The sequence below is a fragment of the Actinacidiphila sp. bgisy145 genome (assembly GCF_057708125.1).
Genome location: NZ_JBYIRL010000003.1, coordinates 23565 through 38290, shown reverse-complemented (window position 1 = coordinate 38290; position 14726 = coordinate 23565). Strand labels below are relative to the sequence as shown.

The window sequence follows — 14726 nt, the reverse complement described above, 5'->3', positions numbered from 1 at the left end:
CGCCGCCCGCCGCCCGGCGCCCGCGGACGCGGCCGCCACGCCGCCCCCGCCCCCGGCTCCGCCGCCGGTCCCGGTCGTCGACTCCACTCGGCACCGCTCCTCTCCTGCGCCCGCGGGCCTCATCCGCGCACGTCCAACCGCTCCTGCGGCGCGGTGTACGCCGTGCCCTCCCGCACCGCCGATCCCCCCTGCGCCGCCCCGCCCGGCGCGCCCTCATCCTCCCGCCCACCGGAAGCACCGGGCACCCGTTCCTCGGACGCCCGCTCCCCGGCCATCCGTTCCCCGGCTGCCCGCTCCGCGGGTTTCGACTCCCCCGATTCCCCCGGTTCCCGCTCCGCCGCCGACGGCTCGGCCGACAGCTGCTCGGCCAGCCGCCGCAGCCCCCGGTGCGTGGCCATCCGCACCGATCCGGCGCGCCGGCCCAGCACCTGCGCGGCGCTGGTGGAGTCCAGCCCCATCACCACGCGCAGCAGCACCGCCTCGGCCTGCTCGCGCGGCAGCGCCGCTATCGCCGCCAGCGCCCGGTCGGTGGCCACCGACTCCAGCGCCTCCCCGGCGGTGTCGGCCCGTCCGGGCAGCGCGACGAGCTCGTCCACACCGGCCCCGGCCACCGGGCGGCGGCTGCGCGCCCGGATGTGGTCCAGCGCCCGGTTCCGGGCGATCCGCGCCGCCCAGCCTTTGATACCGGTCCCGCCACCGCGGAAGCTCGGCAGGTCCCGGGCGATCTGCAACCACGCCTCCGAGGCGACGTCCTCCGCGTCGCCCGGCCCGACCAGGCTGCGCACGTACCGCAGCAACTGCGGCTGTACCGCGCGGTACAGCACCCTGAACGCGGTCTCGTCACCGCCTTGCGCCGCGTTCACCGCGGTCTCCAGATCCACTGTCCGGTCCCGCCCCCTCGACCCCCTTGGTCCCCCGCGAACGGGCACCATCCTGCCGCATTCCGGCCGGTGACACTTTCTTACGGTCATACGCCTTACAACTCGGCGGCCGGGGACGCTCCTGTGGGGGGAGGCGGACCCCGGCCGTCTTCACGCCGCTCCGGCCGTGCCCACCGCGCTCCTCCGCCCGCGCCTCGGCCCTCGACACCGCCCTCGTCACCGCGCCGGACCGCCCGCGACACGCCCGGTTCCGCCCGGTGTCCACAGCCCGTACGGGTGAATTCACCGATCCGCCCAACCGATCGGGCCGGGGCGGCGTCTACAGTTGCCGTGCCCCCCGTACTGCGCCCAGCCGCGCGCCCGCTTCCGGCGCGCCCGCCCCGCGACCCAGGAGCCCCGCTGTCCAGCGACACGCCGCCCGAGGGACTGCGCCTGCTCAACCGCGCGCCCGCGGCCGACGCCGAAGCAACCCTGCTCACCTGCTGCGGTTCCCACCGCTGGGCCCGCCGGATGACCGCCCACCGCCCCTACCCGACGCTGGAGTCACTGCTCGCCGCCGCGGACGAGGCCGCGTACGACCTCGCGCCCGCCGACCTCGCCGAGGCACTCCAGCAGGAGGACACCACCCCGCTGCCGGACCGCGGCAACCTCGCGGTGCACACCGCGCTGCGCGCCGCCCACGCCGCCTACGAGGCGAAGTTCGGCCATGTCTTCGTCATCGCGCTGGACACCGCCGACCCGGCCGTCGCCCTGGACCAGGCCATGGCCGGCCTGCGCACCCGCCTCGACCACGACGAGGACCACGAGTCGGCCGTCACCGCCGAGCAGTTGCGCCGTATCGCCCGCGCCCGGCTCGCCCGCCTCGCCACCCGCGGCGACGGGCCCCGCCGCCGTGCCCTCGCGCACGCTCACCGGCCGTAGCGTTCACCCGACCGTGCGGGATCGATCACACAAGCACGACCCCGCAGCATCCTGCACAGATCGCGTCGCTACGATGGCCGGGGCCGGTGGACCGTACCCGGCCGGGCGTGACCGACAAGAAGCCGGCAGCCCTCGTCCCGCTTCCGGAGGGTTTTTTCCGTGCCGGCAGGAACGCTCTACCGCGGCCGGGAAGGCATGTGGTCGTGGGTGGCTCATCGAGTCACCGGTGTCCTCATCTTCTTCTTCCTGTTCGTCCATGTCCTCGACACCGCGCTCGTGCGCGTCTCCCCCGAGGACTACGACAAGGTCGTGGCGACCTACAAGACCCCCATCGTCAGCCTGCTGGAGTACGGCCTGGTGGCCGCGATCCTCTTCCACGCGCTGAACGGTCTGCGGATCATCGCCGTCGACTACTGGACCCAGGGCCCCCGCTACCAGAAGCAGATGTTCTGGACGGTGATGGGCCTGTGGGTCGTCCTGATGATCGGCGCGATCTACCCGGTACTCGGCCACGCCGCCCGAGTCCTCTTCGGGAGCTGACGTCCCATGGCCACTGAAGTCTCCCCCAAGGACGCCGTCGAGCTGACCGGCTCCAGCGTCTCCTACAGCCCCGAGAACCCGGCGCCGCTGATCGAGCCGCCGCGGGCCCGGACCAAGCGCACCCCGCGCCGCGGCCGCACCAACTTCGAGCTGTACGGCTGGCTGTTCATGCGGCTGTCCGGCGTGGTGCTCGTGGTGCTGGTCATCGGCCACCTGCTCATCCAGCTGGTGCTGGACGGCGGTGTCACCAAGGTCGGCTTCGCGTTCGTCGCCGGCCGCTGGGCCTCGCCGTTCTGGCAGTTCTGGGACCTGGCCATGCTGTGGCTGGCGATGCTGCACGGCGGCAACGGCCTGCGCACGGTCATCAACGACTACGCCGAGCAGCCGAACACCCGCGTCTGGCTGAAGACGATTCTGTTCACGGCCGTGGCGTTCACCATCGTGCTCGGGTCGCTGGTGATCTTCACCTTCGACCCGAACATCCGCTAGGCCAGGGCAGGGAAGCGACCCCCATGCAATTCCACACGTACGACACCGTCATCGTCGGCGCGGGCGGCGCCGGTATGCGCGCCGCCATCGAGGCGACCAAGCGCAGCCGCACCGCCGTCCTGACCAAGCTCTACCCGACCCGGTCCCACACCGGCGCGGCCCAGGGCGGCATGGCCGCCGCCCTGGCCAACGTCGAGGAGGACAACTGGGAGTGGCACACCTTCGACACGATCAAGGGCGGTGACTACCTGGTCGACCAGGACGCCGCCGAGATCCTGGCGAAGGAGGCCGTCGACGCGGTCCTCGACCTGGAGAAGATGGGCCTGCCGTTCAACCGGACGCCCGAGGGCCGGATCGACCAGCGCCGCTTCGGCGGCCACACCCGCAACCACGGCGAGGCCGCGGTGCGCCGCGCCTGCTACGCCGCGGACCGCACCGGCCACATGATCCTCCAGACGCTGTACCAGAACTGCGTCAAGGAGGGCGTGGAGTTCTTCAACGAGTTCTACGTCCTGGACCAGCTGCTCACCGAGGTCGACGGCGTCAAGCGGTCCGCCGGCGTGGTCGCCTACGAGCTGGCCACCGGCGAGATCCACGTCTTCCAGGCGAAGGCCGTGATCTACGCGTCCGGCGGCACCGGCAAGTTCTTCAAGGTGACGTCCAACGCGCACACCCTCACCGGTGACGGCCAGGCCGCCGTCTACCGGCGCGGACTGCCGCTGGAGGACATGGAGTTCTTCCAGTTCCACCCGACGGGCATCTGGCGGATGGGCATCCTGCTCACCGAGGGCGCCCGCGGCGAGGGCGGCATCCTCCGCAACAAGGACGGCGAGCGCTTCATGGAGAAGTACGCGCCCGTCATGAAGGACCTCGCCTCGCGCGACGTCGTCTCCCGCGCGATCTACACCGAGATCCGCGAGGGCCGCGGCTGCGGCCCCGAGGGCGACCACGTCTACCTCGACCTGACCCACCTGCCGCCGGAGCAGCTGGACGCGAAGCTGCCGGACATCACCGAGTTCGCCCGCACCTACCTGGGCATCGAGCCGTACACCGACCCGATCCCGATCCAGCCCACCGCGCACTACGCGATGGGCGGCATCCCCACCAACGTGCACGGCGAGGTGCTCTCCGACAACACCACGGTGGTGCCGGGCCTGTACGCGGCCGGCGAGGTCGCCTGCGTCTCCGTGCACGGCGCGAACCGGCTGGGCACCAACTCGCTGCTGGACATCAACGTCTTCGGCCGCCGCTCCGGCATCGCCGCCGCGGAGTACGCCCACGCCAACGACCTGGTGCCGCTGCCGGAGAACCCGGCCGAGCAGGTCGAGGCGCAGGTCGAGCGGCTGCGCGCGTCCACCGGCAACGAGCGGGTGGCCACACTGCGCCTGGAACTCCAGGAGTGCATGGACGCCAACGTGATGGTCTTCCGCACCGAGCAGACCATCAAGACGGCGGTGGAGAAGATCGCCGAGCTGCGCGAGCGCTACCTCAACGTCTCGATCCAGGACAAGGGCAAGCGGTTCAACACCGACCTGCTGGAGGCCGTCGAGCTGGGCAACCTGCTCGACCTGGCCGAGGTGATGGCGGTCTCCGCGCTGGCCCGCAAGGAGTCCCGCGGCGGCCACTACCGCGAGGACTTCCCCAACCGCGACGACGTCAACTTCATGCGGCACACGATGGCGTACCGCGAGGTGGACGCGAACGGCACCGAGTCGATCCGCCTCGACTACAAGCCGGTCGTGCAGACCCGCTACCAGCCGATGGAGCGTAAGTACTGATGAGCACCCCGACGATCGACAAGCACTCGGCGGCCCTGGACGCGGCCGAGGTCACCGGATCGCACCTGATCCCGATCACCCTGCGGGTGCGCCGCTTCAACCCCGAGGTCTCCGCGGAGTCCGAGTGGGTCGACTACCAGATCCAGGTCGACCCCAAGGAGCGCGTGCTGGACGCGCTGCACAAGGTCAAGTGGGAGATCGACGGCTCGCTGACCTTCCGCCGGTCCTGCGCGCACGGCGTGTGCGGGTCCGACGCGATGCGGATCAACGGCAAGAACCGGCTGGCGTGCAAGACGCTGATCAAGGACATCAGCCCGGAGAAGCCGATCACCATCGAGGCGATCAAGGGCATGACGGTCCTGAAGGACCTCGTCGTCGACATGGAGCCGTTCTTCCAGGCGTACCGCGACGTGATGCCCTTCCTGGTCACCACCGGCAACGAGCCGACCCGCGAGCGGTTGCAGTCCGCCGAGGACCGGGCGCGGTTCGACGACACCACCAAGTGCATCCTGTGCGCGGCGTGCACGTCGTCCTGCCCGGTGTTCTGGAACGACGGGCAGTACTTCGGGCCGGCCGCGATCGTCAACGCGCACCGGTTCATCTTCGACTCCCGCGACGAGGGCGGTGAGCAGCGCCTGGAGATCCTCAACGACAAGGACGGGGTCTGGCGCTGCCGCACCACCTTCAACTGCACGGACGCCTGCCCGCGCGGCATCGAGGTCACCAAGGCGATCCAGGAAGTCAAGCGCGCCCTGATCACGCGCCGCTTCTGATCCTCTTGACGCGCGTTCGGCCCCGCTTCCCCCGTGGCAGCGGGGCCGACCGCTTTCACAGCTGGCTCAGGACCGCCGGGTCGGTGATCTCCGTGTCCCGGGCGAGCATCATCGCCTTGCTGAGGACGATCGCGAGGGTGCGGTCGCCCTCGAAGGGCAGGTAGCCGACCGCCGGGGTGCCGGGCGCGGCCTTGGGCACGATGCACAGGTAGCGGCCGTCGGGCGTCCGCAGGATGTTCCCGGAGCCGAGGTGGATCTTGTACGTGTGCCGGTCGCCGCGTACGTGCAGGAAGCGGCCCTCCACGCTGCACCGCTCGGCGATCGCCAGGCGGGGCACCAGCCGGGCGAGCAGGTCGCGGCGGGCGAGGGCGGTCTGCGACAGCTCGCCGAAGCCGTAGCTCTGCCAGTAGGTCCGGAAGCGGCCCTCGGGGCCGCCGTCCTGCCACTCCGGGTCGTTGCCGACGCTGGCCACCCCGACGAAGAGGTCCACGTCGCGAAGCACCTCGCTGAGCACCAGCGGGGGGACCTCCGCCAGCGGCACCGGCTCGGCGGGCTCCTGCCCCCGCACCGGTCCGTACCGGCCGACGTGGGCGTGCGCGACGTTCTCCGCCGCACCGGCGCGGTAGAAGCGCACCTGGTCGGTGGCCAGCCACACGAAGGCCCCGGACTCCGAGACGTCCTCCTCCACGCCCTCGACCCAGTACTCGGCCCGCAGCCCCCACCGCGGCAGTTCGCGGGTCGCGGGCGGGAAGTCGTCGTCGACCGCCAGCCGCAGCGGGTCGCGCCAGCCGCGGACCGCGGCCAGCGCGTGGAACGGGTACTGCCGCAGCACATGCCCGGCGAACCGGTTGGAGTACGTCCCCGTGGCCCGCTCGGCGTCGGTGAGCGGATACACCTCGCGGTGGGCCTGCTTGAACGGCTGGGTGACCGCGTGCCGCTCCAGCCAGTCCCGCCAGCCGGCGACCTCGGCGGGCTCCTGGCCCACCGGGTGCCACAGCTCGACGGCGGCGTCCTCCGCGACCGTCCCCAGCTCCTCGTCCGTGAGGGTCCGCAGCGCGCCCCGCGCCCAGCCGCAGGCGCGGCCGTCGACCGTCCACAGCAGGCGTCGGGCGAGGGTGCCGAGCAGCGGGTGGTCGAGGTAGCGGGCGCGCCACGCGGCGTAGGGCCAGGTGCGGCGGGCCAGGAACTGCCGGTCCAGCCGTTCGGTCTGGGCGCGGAGCATCTTGTCGATGTCCTTCGCGGCGGCCTTCAACTCCGTGATCAGCTCGGGCTGTTCGCGCTTGAGTGCGGCGGGCGGGCTCTTGACCGCCTTGCCCGCGGGGGTGCGCCAGGTCAGCACCGCCTTGCCGCCGGTCACCGCCAACTCGCCGTGTTCGTGCGGCAGCCGGCCGACCTCGGTCAACCCGTAGGCGGGCACGGCGAGTTCCTCGACCTCCTCGCGGCTCATGCCGAGCGCGGCGGCCCGCGCCCCGAGGGCGGTGTCGAGCTGCTTGAGGGTGCCCTTGAAGGTGACGCGGGCGGCGAGCCGGGCGAGTTCGGCGAGGGCGGCCTCGTCCTCGATCCGGGACAGCGCCAGCACGGCGGCGTTGGCGACCTTGGGGTGGCGCGGGCCGATGCCGGGCACCTTGCGCAGCGACGTCTCGACCAGCCGGCCGAGCGCGCGGGCGGTGTCCGGGTGCGGCGGCAGCAGCGCCAGCAGCCAGGCCAGGCCGCGCAGCGCGTTCGCGTTGTAGGGGTCGTAGAGGTCGTCCTGCGCGACCTGGGCGTATCCGCGCCCCCGGTACGGCAGGGTGCGGGGGCGGCCGACGAGCGCGAGCCAGCCGGTGATGCGGGTCCGGGCGGTGTCCGCGCCGAGCCGGTCCAGCAGCGCGCTGCCCTGCGCGTTCCACCCGGCGGTGGGCCGGGCGGCGGTGGCGGTGGCGGCGTGGCGCAGCAACGCGCTCCAGGGCGGGCCGAGTTCGGCGGCGTCGGCGAGCGCGGTGTCCGACCACGCCTCGCCGACGTCCAGGGCGGGTTCGGTGAGGACCGCCGCCAGCCCGGCCATCCGCCCGGGGGTGTAGGCGGTCAGGGCGGTGCGGCGGACGACGGCGACGACGTCGGCGGGTACGGGGCGGCCGGCGGCGCGCTCGTCCTCGACCAGGTCGGCGAGCCCGTCGAAGATCGCGACGCTGTGCAGGGCGGCGTAGCGGTCGAAGTGCCCGGCGCGGGTCGCGGTCAGCGCGTCGTCGCCGAGACCGCGGGCCAGCCGGAGCACCAGCTTGAACAGCCCGTCGAGGAACGGTTGGTTGTCCTCGCCGGCCAGGTGCCGGGCGGTCAGCAGGTCGAGCAGCCGGCGCCGGTCCGCCTCGGGCAGCTCCTCGACCTGTGCGAAGAGTCCACCGCCCCGGTGGTATCCGCCGATCTTCCCGGCCACGCACGCCAGCGGGTCCGCCAGCGCCTCGATGTCCCGCGCGGCCAGGTGCTGCCGGCAGACGGTCAGGAGTTCCTCGAAGTCGTTCATCAGCCACCCACCAGCGGCACGAGCTTGAGGAAGACCACTTCGGTGCCCGGGGGCAGGTCGACCTCTTCGTCCCACTCCTGGACCTGGCGGTCCCCGACGAGCACCAGGAAGCCGTTGCGCCCGAACGCCTCCCGGGCCAGCGCGTACTGCTGCTCGGGGTCGATCCGGCGCGGGGTGCCCGACCGGTGGGCGTCCGGCGCCGCTGCGGTGCCGGCCGGCTGGACGAGGCCGCGGAACGGCGCGCCGTCGGCCGCGTGGTGCTCCGCGACCTCCTGGAAGACCCGTCTGCGGACCAACTCGCCCACGGTCAGCCGCTCTTCGGCGATCTCCAGACCCCAGGAGCCGCCCCGTCCACCAGATGTCGTCTCGTCGACGTATGTGACCCTTGCCATAGCCGTCACCCTAGGTGACCCCACTGACAGTCAGCCGGCTCGTACGGGGCTCCGGCGGACGGGGTCCTACGCCCCCTGCGCCGAGCACGTCGACGGCCGGAGGTGGCCGGTGACGAAGGCGGCGATCTGGTCGAGGGCCTCGGCCGCCTCGTCGACGAGCGGGGCGAAGCCCTGGAACACGTGCGGCGCTTCGGGGAAGATCCGCAGGGTGACCGGGACGTCGGCGTGGGCGGCCCGCGCGGCGAGCCGCAGGGCGTCGTCGAGCAGGATCTCCCGGCCGCCGGCCTGGATCAGCAGCGGGGGCAGTCCGCGCAGATCGGCGTGGAGCGGGCTGGCCAGCGGGGTGCGCGGGTCTGCTCCGGCGAGGTAGTCGGCGGCCCGGGTCTCCAGGGCCCGGCGGGTGAGCGCCGGATCGGCGTCGGCCCGGGTGGCCATGGTGCCGCCGGACTGGGTGAGGTCGGTCCACGGCGACAGGACGCTCGCGGACGAGGGCTGCGGCAGCCCCGTGTCCCGGATCGCCAGCAGCAGGGCGAGGGCGAGGCCGCCGCCGGCCGACTCGCCGGTCACCGCGATCGAGTCGGCCGGGGTGCCCCGGGCGAGCAGCGTCCGGTAGGCGGCCAGCGCGTCGTCCACGGCGGCCGGGAAGGGGTGTTCGGGGGCGAGCCGGTAGTCGACGGACAGGGCGGTGGCCGCGGTGCGCCGGGCGATCTCGGAGGCCAGGCCGACGCCCGCGGCGGCGGAGCCGATCGCGTAGGCGCCGCCGTGGAAGTACAGCAGGGTGCCGGCCGCCGCCGCGGTGCCGCCCGCCCGCACCTCGACGGCGGGCACCCCGCCCAGGTCGGTTTTCCGGGTGCGGACGTCGCCGGGCAGCGGCCCGGCGCCGAGCACCTCCTCGAAGACGCGGCGCATCGTGGCCACGTCGCCGCCCAGGTCCAGCGGCGAGTTCAGCAACAGGTCACTGACGGCGTCCAGTTGACTGCGGGTCATGTCGTGTCCATTCGTCAGGGAAGGCGAGGTGATCGGTGACGGACCAGGTAACGGGAGCAGGTACGGAACACGGGCGCGGGGCCGCCTACACCCGGGCGACGTGCAGGACCTCCTCGAATCCCATGCGCCGCACGAAGTCCGTGCGCGCCTCCAGCACGGCGGAGTTGGCCTGTTCGACTTGCGAGTTGGTCAGGTCCACCACGCTGCGGAAGGGGCGCTCGCCGAAGGGCAGGGACAGAATCCTGGCGATCTCCTCGGCGACGGCCGAGGGGTCGGCCGGCGTGCCCGGGGTGAAGAGGCGCTCCGTGGCCTGCTCGTTGCGGGCGACCAGCGGGTCCAGCGCCTGGTAGCCGGCGGCGACACCGGTGGTGTCCGCGGGCCGTCCGGCCTTGGGGAAGTGGTCGGTGCCCTGGGTGAAGGCGCCCGGCATGACGATCACCGTCTCGATGCCGAGCGGGGCCACCTCGTAGGAGGTCACCAGGGCCAGCGCGTCCATCGCCGCCTTCGAGACCACGTACGGACCGAGGAACGGCGGTGTGGTCACCGGGATGGTGCTGCCCACGTAGAGAAGGGTGCCGCTGCCCTGTCCGCGCAGGTGCGGCAGCGCGGCACGGTTGAGCCGCTGGACACCGAGGGTGTTGACGTCGACCAGGCGGGCGATCTCCTCCGCGGTGAACGCCTCGACGTAGCCGGTGACCAGGTGCCCGGCGTTGTGGATGACGACGTCGAGCGCTCCCCCGTCCGCCAGCACGGCCGCCACCGCGCGGTCGGCGGACTCCTGCGAGGTGACGTCGAGTTCGACCACCTTCAGGTCGAGCCGTTCGGCCTCGGCGAGCCGGCGCAGTTCCGCGGCGGGGGCGGCGTTGCGGGTCCCGGGGCCGCGCATCGAGGCGTGGACGCGGTGGCCGGCCCGGGCCAGGGCCCTGGCGGTGAGGTTGCCGATACCGGTGGCGGCGCCCGTGATGAGCACAGTGGACATGGTGGTCTCCTGCCGGAGGGGGTGGAGGGGAGGAAAGTCGGTGGGCGGGGGCGGCGTCGTCGGTCAGGCGATGCCGCCGTTGCTGAACAGCACTTGGCCGTTGATCCAGCGGCCGGCGGGGCCGGCCAGGAAGGAGACGGCCTCGGCGATGTCCTCGGGGGTGCCGAGCCGCTCCAGGGGTGCGGCGGCGGCGATCCGGGCGATCAGCTCCTCGCTCTTGCCCTCGGCGAAGAGCGGCGTCGCGGTGGGCCCGGGGGCCACCGCGTTGACGGTCACGTCCCGGCCGCGCAGCTCGCGCGCCAGGATCAGGGTCATGGCCTCGACCGCGCCCTTGGTCGCCGCGTAGCCGCCGTAGCCGGGTTGCTGGAGCCGGGTCACCGAGGTGGAGAAGTTGATCAGCGCGCCGCCGGGGCGCAGCCTGCGGGCGGCGAGTCGGGAGACCACGAAGGTCCCCCGGACGTTGACCCGGTGCATACGGTCGAAGGCTTCCAGCTCCATCTCGGCGAGCGGAGCCAGCAGCATGATCCCGGCGGTGTTGACGACCGTGTCGACGCCGCCGAACCGTTCCTCCGCGGCGTCGAAGAGCGCGGCCGCCTCCGCGGGCTCGGCGACGTCGCCGGGCAGAGCCGCCGCCGTGCCGCCGGCGGCGATGACCGACTCGACGACCGCCTCGGCCTTCGCCGCGCTGCCCGCGTAGTGGACGACGACGGCCATGCCGTCCGCGGCCAGCCGGCGCGCGACCGCGCCGCCGATGCCGCCCGAGCCGCCGGTCACCACGGCCACCCTGGGGCGGCCGGGTCCGTTCTGCGATACCGCGTGGTCCATCGCTGCTCCTTGTCCGGCATCCGCGGGGACACCTGGCACCGGGGGTTCGCGGGCGGTCGCCCGACGACGGGATCAACCCTCCGCCACGTGCTGGTATTTGTCTAATGCATCATGGAGATGTAGATTATTCGAATGGTGCATATTGAACGGGTCGACCTCAACCTGCTGGTCCCCCTCGCCGCACTGCTGGAGGAGCGGCACGTCTCGCGCGCGGCCGAAGTCGCCGGGATGAGCCAGCCCGCGATGAGCCGGGCCCTCCAGCGGCTGCGGGACACCCTCGACGACGAACTGCTGGTACGCACCCCGCGCGGGTACCGGCTCACCCCGCGGGCCGAGCGCGTCCACCGCCGGCTGCGGGCGGTCCTGCCGCGCCTGGAGGGCCTGTTCGCTCCGGAGGGGTTCGACCCCGCCTCGGCCGCCGAGGCGTTCCGGGTCGCGGGCACCGACTTCACGCAGGTGTTCGCGCCCGCGGTCTTCCAGCGGGTGTTCCGGGAGTCGCCGCGCTCCACCCTGCACTTCCGCACCTGGCACGACGCCATCTACGAGGACCTCGACCGGGGGGTCGTCGACCTGGTGTTCTTCGCCAGGTCGACGCCGCTCACCGCCCTGCACACCGAGCATCTCCTCGACGACCGGTTCGTGTGCGTGCTCTCCGCGGACCATCCGCTCGCCGAACGCCCGGAGATCGCCCTGGCGGAGTACCTGGACGCGGCCCACGTCGTCGTCGGCACCCTCGGCGAGCGCCAGACCGCGATCGAGCAGCGCCTGGAAGACCTCGGCGAGCACCGCCGGGCCGGGCTGACCGTCCCCTACCACTCCCTGGCCCTGCGCTCGGTCCCGGGCACCCGGCTGATCCTCACCCTGCCCGCGCGGCTGCTGGCGGTGCAGCGCCCGGACCCCGGCGTCCGCATCCTGCCCGCCCCCGAGGAAGTCCGCCCGCTGGGCTACCAGATGGCCTGGCACCCCCGGCTCGACGGCGACCTGGGGCAGCGCTGGCTGCGGAACGTCATCCGCACCGTCACCTCCGAACTGCCGGAGCCGGCCGAGCACTTCTGACCCCGCGCCCTGGTCCCGCGCCGCCCGCGCAGCGCGTCCGGGAACGGCCCGTCAGACCGGGGTGAGCCGACCGGCGGCCGCGGGCAGGGTCACATGGACGGTCAGGCCGCCCTCGGGCGCGCTCTCCACGCCGACGCGGCCGTGGTGGGCCTGCACCAGCGCCTGCACGATGGACATCCCCAGGCCCGCGCCCCCGGTGTCGCGGGCCCGGTCGGGCGCGGCCCGGAAGAAGCGGTCGAAGACGCGGCGGGCGTCCTCGGGGGCGAGCCCCGGGCCGCGGTCGGTCACCGACAGCCGTACCTCGCCCTCGCCGTGCGCGGCGACCTCCACGGTGACCGGGACCCCGGCGGGGGTGTGCACGCGGACGTTGTCCAGCAGGTTGCCGACGATCTGGCGCAGCCCGGCCTCGTCGCCGAGGACCGCGGGCAGGTCCTCGGCACCCTCCCCGCCCCCGGCCGCGCCGGCCCCCTCGCCGTACGCCGCCCCCTCGCCGTCGGGCTTCGCCCCGCCATACGCCTCCCCCGCACCGGCCGCTCCCCGGCCCGGCACCAGGACCGTCACCGGCCGCCCGGGCTGCTGCGCGGCCAGATCGGCGGCGGCCTCGCGGGCCAGGCAGGCGAGGTCGACCGGGCCGAACCGCAGGGCGGGGCGGTCGTCCAGCCGGGCCAGCGCGAGGAGTTCGTCGACCAGGCGGCTCATCCGCAGCGCCTCGGCCGACACCCGGCGCAGCGCCCGGTCCTGCTCGTCGGCGTCGAGCATGCCCTTCTCGTAGAGCTGGAGGTAGCCGCGTACGGACGCCAGCGGGGTGCGCAGTTCGTGCGAGGCGTCGGCGAGGAACTGCCGCAACTGGGCGGTGGCGCGGTCGCTTTCGGTGAGCGCGGTCTCGATCTGCTGGAGCATCGCGTTGAGCGAGCCGCTGAGCTGCTCCACCTCCTCGCAGCCGTGCCGCGCGGTCGGCTCGGGCACCCGCCGGGACAGGTCGCCCTCCGATATGGCGGCCGCGGTCTCCACGATGGCCTCCAGCGGCCTGAGCCGGCGCCGGGCGGCGGTGAGCGAGCCGACGGCGAGCAGCACCAGCAGCACCGCGCCCACGCAGCCCTCCACGACGAGCAGTTCGCCGATCGCGTGGTACACGCCGCTCAGCCGCATGCCGCGGACCACGACGGTGCCGTCCGCCAGCCGCATGCCGATCACCCGGTAGGACCTGCCGCGGGCGTGCACGGTGACCGCGCCGGCGCCGGCCAGGTGCCGCGGGTCGGGCAGTGCGGCGGCCAGCGCCCGCTGCTCGCCGTCGACCGGGGTCGCGCTGCCCGGGCACATCGCGCCCGGGCGGCCCTGCGGGTCGAGCACGACCAGCAGTTCCTGCTGGAAGGTCTTGGCGAGCACCGAGTCGTCCTTGCCGCCCAGCAGGTCGGCGAGCGTGCACAGCTGCCGCAGCCCGCGGGCGTCGACGGCGGTGTGCGCGATCGCCGACTGCGACGACTTCAGCGAGTCGTCGATCTCGTTGATCAGCACCATGTACGTGGCGGCGATGCTCGCGGCCGCGGCGAGCACCAGCCCGACGGCGACGAAGGCCACGGTGGCGATGGTGAACCGGCCGCGCAGGGACTGCGGGCGCGGCCAGAAGCCGCAGCGCACCCAGGCGGTGGCGGCGCCCCTCACGCCGGACCGCCCCCGGGCGGCAGGGCGGTCGGCTCGCAGAAGTCCAACTCGCTCTCGTCGTAGGGGCGTTGCGCCGCATCCCGGCGGACGGCGGCCTCGTCCGGCCCGGGTCCGGGGAAGATGCCGTAGCCCACCCCGCGCCGGGTCTGGATCAGCGGCGGCCCGAGCCGGTCCAACTTCCGCCGCAGGTAGGAGATGTAGGTCTCCACGACGGTGGAGGAGGAGACGGCGCAGTCGTAACGCCAGACGTGCTGGAGGAGTTGTTCCCTGGTGAGGATGCGGCCGGCGTTGCGCAGCAGGTGCCGCAGCAGGTTGTACTCGGTGGGGGTGAGTTCGACCGGCTGTCCGGCGCGGCGCACGGTGTGGGCCGCCTCGTCGAGTTCCAGGTTGCCGTGGCGCAGCACCCGCGCGGCGGGCAGCGGGTCGCGGCGCCGGGTGCGGCGCAGCACCGCGTGCACCCGGGCCACCACCTCGTCGACCCCGAAGGGCTTGGTGATGTAGTCGTCGCCGCCGAGGGCGAGTCCGGCCACCACGTCGCGCGGCGCGTCGCGGGCGGTGACGAAGATGACCGCGGGGCCGTCGGGCTGCCCGCCGGCCGCCTCGCCGCTCCCGGCGGCGTGCTCGCGGCGCAGCGTGCGGCAGACCTCGAAGCCGTTGCCGTCGGGCAGCATCACGTCGAGCAGCACCAGGTCGGGCCGGTGCTCCCGGGCGGCGGCGAGCGCCTGCCGGCCGGTCGCCGCCTCATATACGGTGAATCCGTTGTATTTCAGGGTGATCCGCAGGATGTCGGCGATACCGGGTTCGTCCTCGACGATGAGCACCGTGGCGTCCATGCCCCTCAGTATCCGTGGCCGCGACGGCGGTTGGCGGCACCGAACTTTGGAGTTCCTTGAGAGAACGCGGTTCGGCTTGGTGGTGCGGTGTGCGGCCGCGGACGCTGGGA

14 protein-coding genes are annotated in these 14726 nt (G+C 73.4%); 6 read left to right on the top strand and 8 right to left on the bottom strand.

Going from position 1 to position 14726, the window contains the following annotated elements:
• Window positions 1-119: 119 nt before the first annotated feature.
• Window positions 120-932 carry an RNA polymerase sigma factor gene (locus AC3ERT_RS03945; protein ID WP_435124924.1) on the bottom strand — a complete coding sequence of 271 codons (813 nt, stop codon included), beginning with the start codon at window positions 930-932 and terminating at the stop codon, window positions 120-122.
• A 279-nt stretch (window positions 933-1211) separates the two neighbouring features.
• Here AC3ERT_RS03945 and AC3ERT_RS03940 point away from each other — a divergent pair, with 279 nt between their 5' ends.
• From AC3ERT_RS03940 to AC3ERT_RS03920, 5 genes are all read left to right on the top strand, one after another.
• Entirely contained in the window at window positions 1212-1802 is a 591-nt protein-coding gene (locus AC3ERT_RS03940) for a 2-oxo-4-hydroxy-4-carboxy-5-ureidoimidazoline decarboxylase (RefSeq protein WP_435124926.1), read from the top strand.
• Between the two features lie 159 nt (window positions 1803-1961).
• Window positions 1962-2342 carry a succinate dehydrogenase, cytochrome b556 subunit gene (gene sdhC, locus AC3ERT_RS03935; RefSeq protein WP_335981801.1) on the top strand — a complete coding sequence of 127 codons (381 nt, stop codon included), beginning with the start codon at window positions 1962-1964 and terminating at the stop codon, window positions 2340-2342.
• A gap of 6 nt (window positions 2343-2348) precedes the next feature.
• On the top strand, window positions 2349-2831 hold the full coding sequence (locus tag AC3ERT_RS03930) for a succinate dehydrogenase hydrophobic membrane anchor subunit (RefSeq protein WP_335981802.1): 483 nt from the start codon (window positions 2349-2351) through the stop codon (window positions 2829-2831).
• A gap of 23 nt (window positions 2832-2854) precedes the next feature.
• A complete protein-coding gene (gene sdhA, locus AC3ERT_RS03925) occupies window positions 2855-4609 on the top strand; it encodes a succinate dehydrogenase flavoprotein subunit (protein WP_335981803.1) in 1755 nt (584 codons plus the stop codon).
• Entirely contained in the window at window positions 4609-5382 is a 774-nt protein-coding gene (locus AC3ERT_RS03920) for a succinate dehydrogenase iron-sulfur subunit (RefSeq protein ID WP_335981804.1), read from the top strand. Before sdhA ends, AC3ERT_RS03920 begins: the two co-directional genes overlap by 1 nt.
• Before the next feature lie 55 nt (window positions 5383-5437).
• Here the strand turns inward: AC3ERT_RS03920 and AC3ERT_RS03915 are convergent, their stop codons facing one another.
• From AC3ERT_RS03915 to AC3ERT_RS03895, 5 genes are all read right to left on the bottom strand, one after another.
• Window positions 5438-7882 (bottom strand): DUF4132 domain-containing protein, encoded by a 2445-nt coding sequence (locus AC3ERT_RS03915; protein WP_435172674.1) that lies wholly within the window; start codon window positions 7880-7882, stop codon window positions 5438-5440.
• Window positions 7882-8274 (bottom strand): hypothetical protein, encoded by a 393-nt coding sequence (locus AC3ERT_RS03910; RefSeq protein ID WP_435172672.1) that lies wholly within the window; start codon window positions 8272-8274, stop codon window positions 7882-7884. The genes AC3ERT_RS03915 and AC3ERT_RS03910 overlap by 1 nt, the downstream gene beginning before the upstream one ends.
• A 66-nt stretch (window positions 8275-8340) precedes the next feature.
• Complete coding sequence (locus tag AC3ERT_RS03905) at window positions 8341-9261, bottom strand: alpha/beta hydrolase (RefSeq protein ID WP_435172670.1); 921 nt, start codon at window positions 9259-9261, stop codon at window positions 8341-8343.
• An 85-nt stretch (window positions 9262-9346) separates the two neighbouring features.
• Complete coding sequence (locus AC3ERT_RS03900) at window positions 9347-10240, bottom strand: SDR family oxidoreductase (RefSeq protein ID WP_435124938.1); 894 nt, start codon at window positions 10238-10240, stop codon at window positions 9347-9349.
• A 63-nt stretch (window positions 10241-10303) separates the two neighbouring features.
• Window positions 10304-11065 (bottom strand): SDR family oxidoreductase, encoded by a 762-nt coding sequence (locus AC3ERT_RS03895; protein WP_335981812.1) that lies wholly within the window; start codon window positions 11063-11065, stop codon window positions 10304-10306.
• Between the two features lie 132 nt (window positions 11066-11197).
• Between AC3ERT_RS03895 and AC3ERT_RS03890 the strand changes: the two genes are divergently transcribed.
• Complete coding sequence (locus AC3ERT_RS03890) at window positions 11198-12121, top strand: LysR family transcriptional regulator (RefSeq protein ID WP_435124941.1); 924 nt, start codon at window positions 11198-11200, stop codon at window positions 12119-12121.
• A gap of 51 nt (window positions 12122-12172) precedes the next feature.
• On the opposite strand, the gene AC3ERT_RS03885 is transcribed toward AC3ERT_RS03890, so the two are convergent.
• Window positions 12173-13783, bottom strand: a complete 1611-nt coding sequence (locus AC3ERT_RS03885; RefSeq protein WP_435172668.1) for a sensor histidine kinase — start codon at window positions 13781-13783, stop codon at window positions 12173-12175.
• Entirely contained in the window at window positions 13780-14616 is an 837-nt protein-coding gene (locus AC3ERT_RS03880; RefSeq protein ID WP_335981817.1) for a response regulator transcription factor, read from the bottom strand. Before AC3ERT_RS03880 ends, AC3ERT_RS03885 begins: the two co-directional genes overlap by 4 nt.
• Window positions 14617-14726 lie beyond the last annotated feature (110 nt).

What these genes read in the sequence shown, in the direction of transcription:
- AC3ERT_RS03945 (WP_435124924.1), bottom strand. Translation starts at nt 932, where the DNA reads ATGGTGCCCGTTCGCGGGGGACCAAGGGGGTCGAGGGGGCGGGACCGG.
- AC3ERT_RS03930 (WP_335981802.1), top strand. Translation starts at nt 2,349, where the DNA reads ATGGCCACTGAAGTCTCCCCCAAGGACGCCGTCGAGCTGACCGGCTCC.
- sdhA (WP_335981803.1), top strand. Translation starts at nt 2,855, where the DNA reads ATGCAATTCCACACGTACGACACCGTCATCGTCGGCGCGGGCGGCGCC.
- AC3ERT_RS03920 (WP_335981804.1), top strand. Translation starts at nt 4,609, where the DNA reads ATGAGCACCCCGACGATCGACAAGCACTCGGCGGCCCTGGACGCGGCC.
- AC3ERT_RS03915 (WP_435172674.1), bottom strand. Translation starts at nt 7,882, where the DNA reads ATGAACGACTTCGAGGAACTCCTGACCGTCTGCCGGCAGCACCTGGCC.
- AC3ERT_RS03910 (WP_435172672.1), bottom strand. Translation starts at nt 8,274, where the DNA reads ATGGCAAGGGTCACATACGTCGACGAGACGACATCTGGTGGACGGGGC.
- AC3ERT_RS03905 (WP_435172670.1), bottom strand. Translation starts at nt 9,261, where the DNA reads ATGACCCGCAGTCAACTGGACGCCGTCAGTGACCTGTTGCTGAACTCG.
- AC3ERT_RS03900 (WP_435124938.1), bottom strand. Translation starts at nt 10,240, where the DNA reads ATGTCCACTGTGCTCATCACGGGCGCCGCCACCGGTATCGGCAACCTC.
- AC3ERT_RS03895 (WP_335981812.1), bottom strand. Translation starts at nt 11,065, where the DNA reads ATGGACCACGCGGTATCGCAGAACGGACCCGGCCGCCCCAGGGTGGCC.
- AC3ERT_RS03890 (WP_435124941.1), top strand. Translation starts at nt 11,198, where the DNA reads ATGGTGCATATTGAACGGGTCGACCTCAACCTGCTGGTCCCCCTCGCC.
- AC3ERT_RS03880 (WP_335981817.1), bottom strand. Translation starts at nt 14,616, where the DNA reads ATGGACGCCACGGTGCTCATCGTCGAGGACGAACCCGGTATCGCCGAC.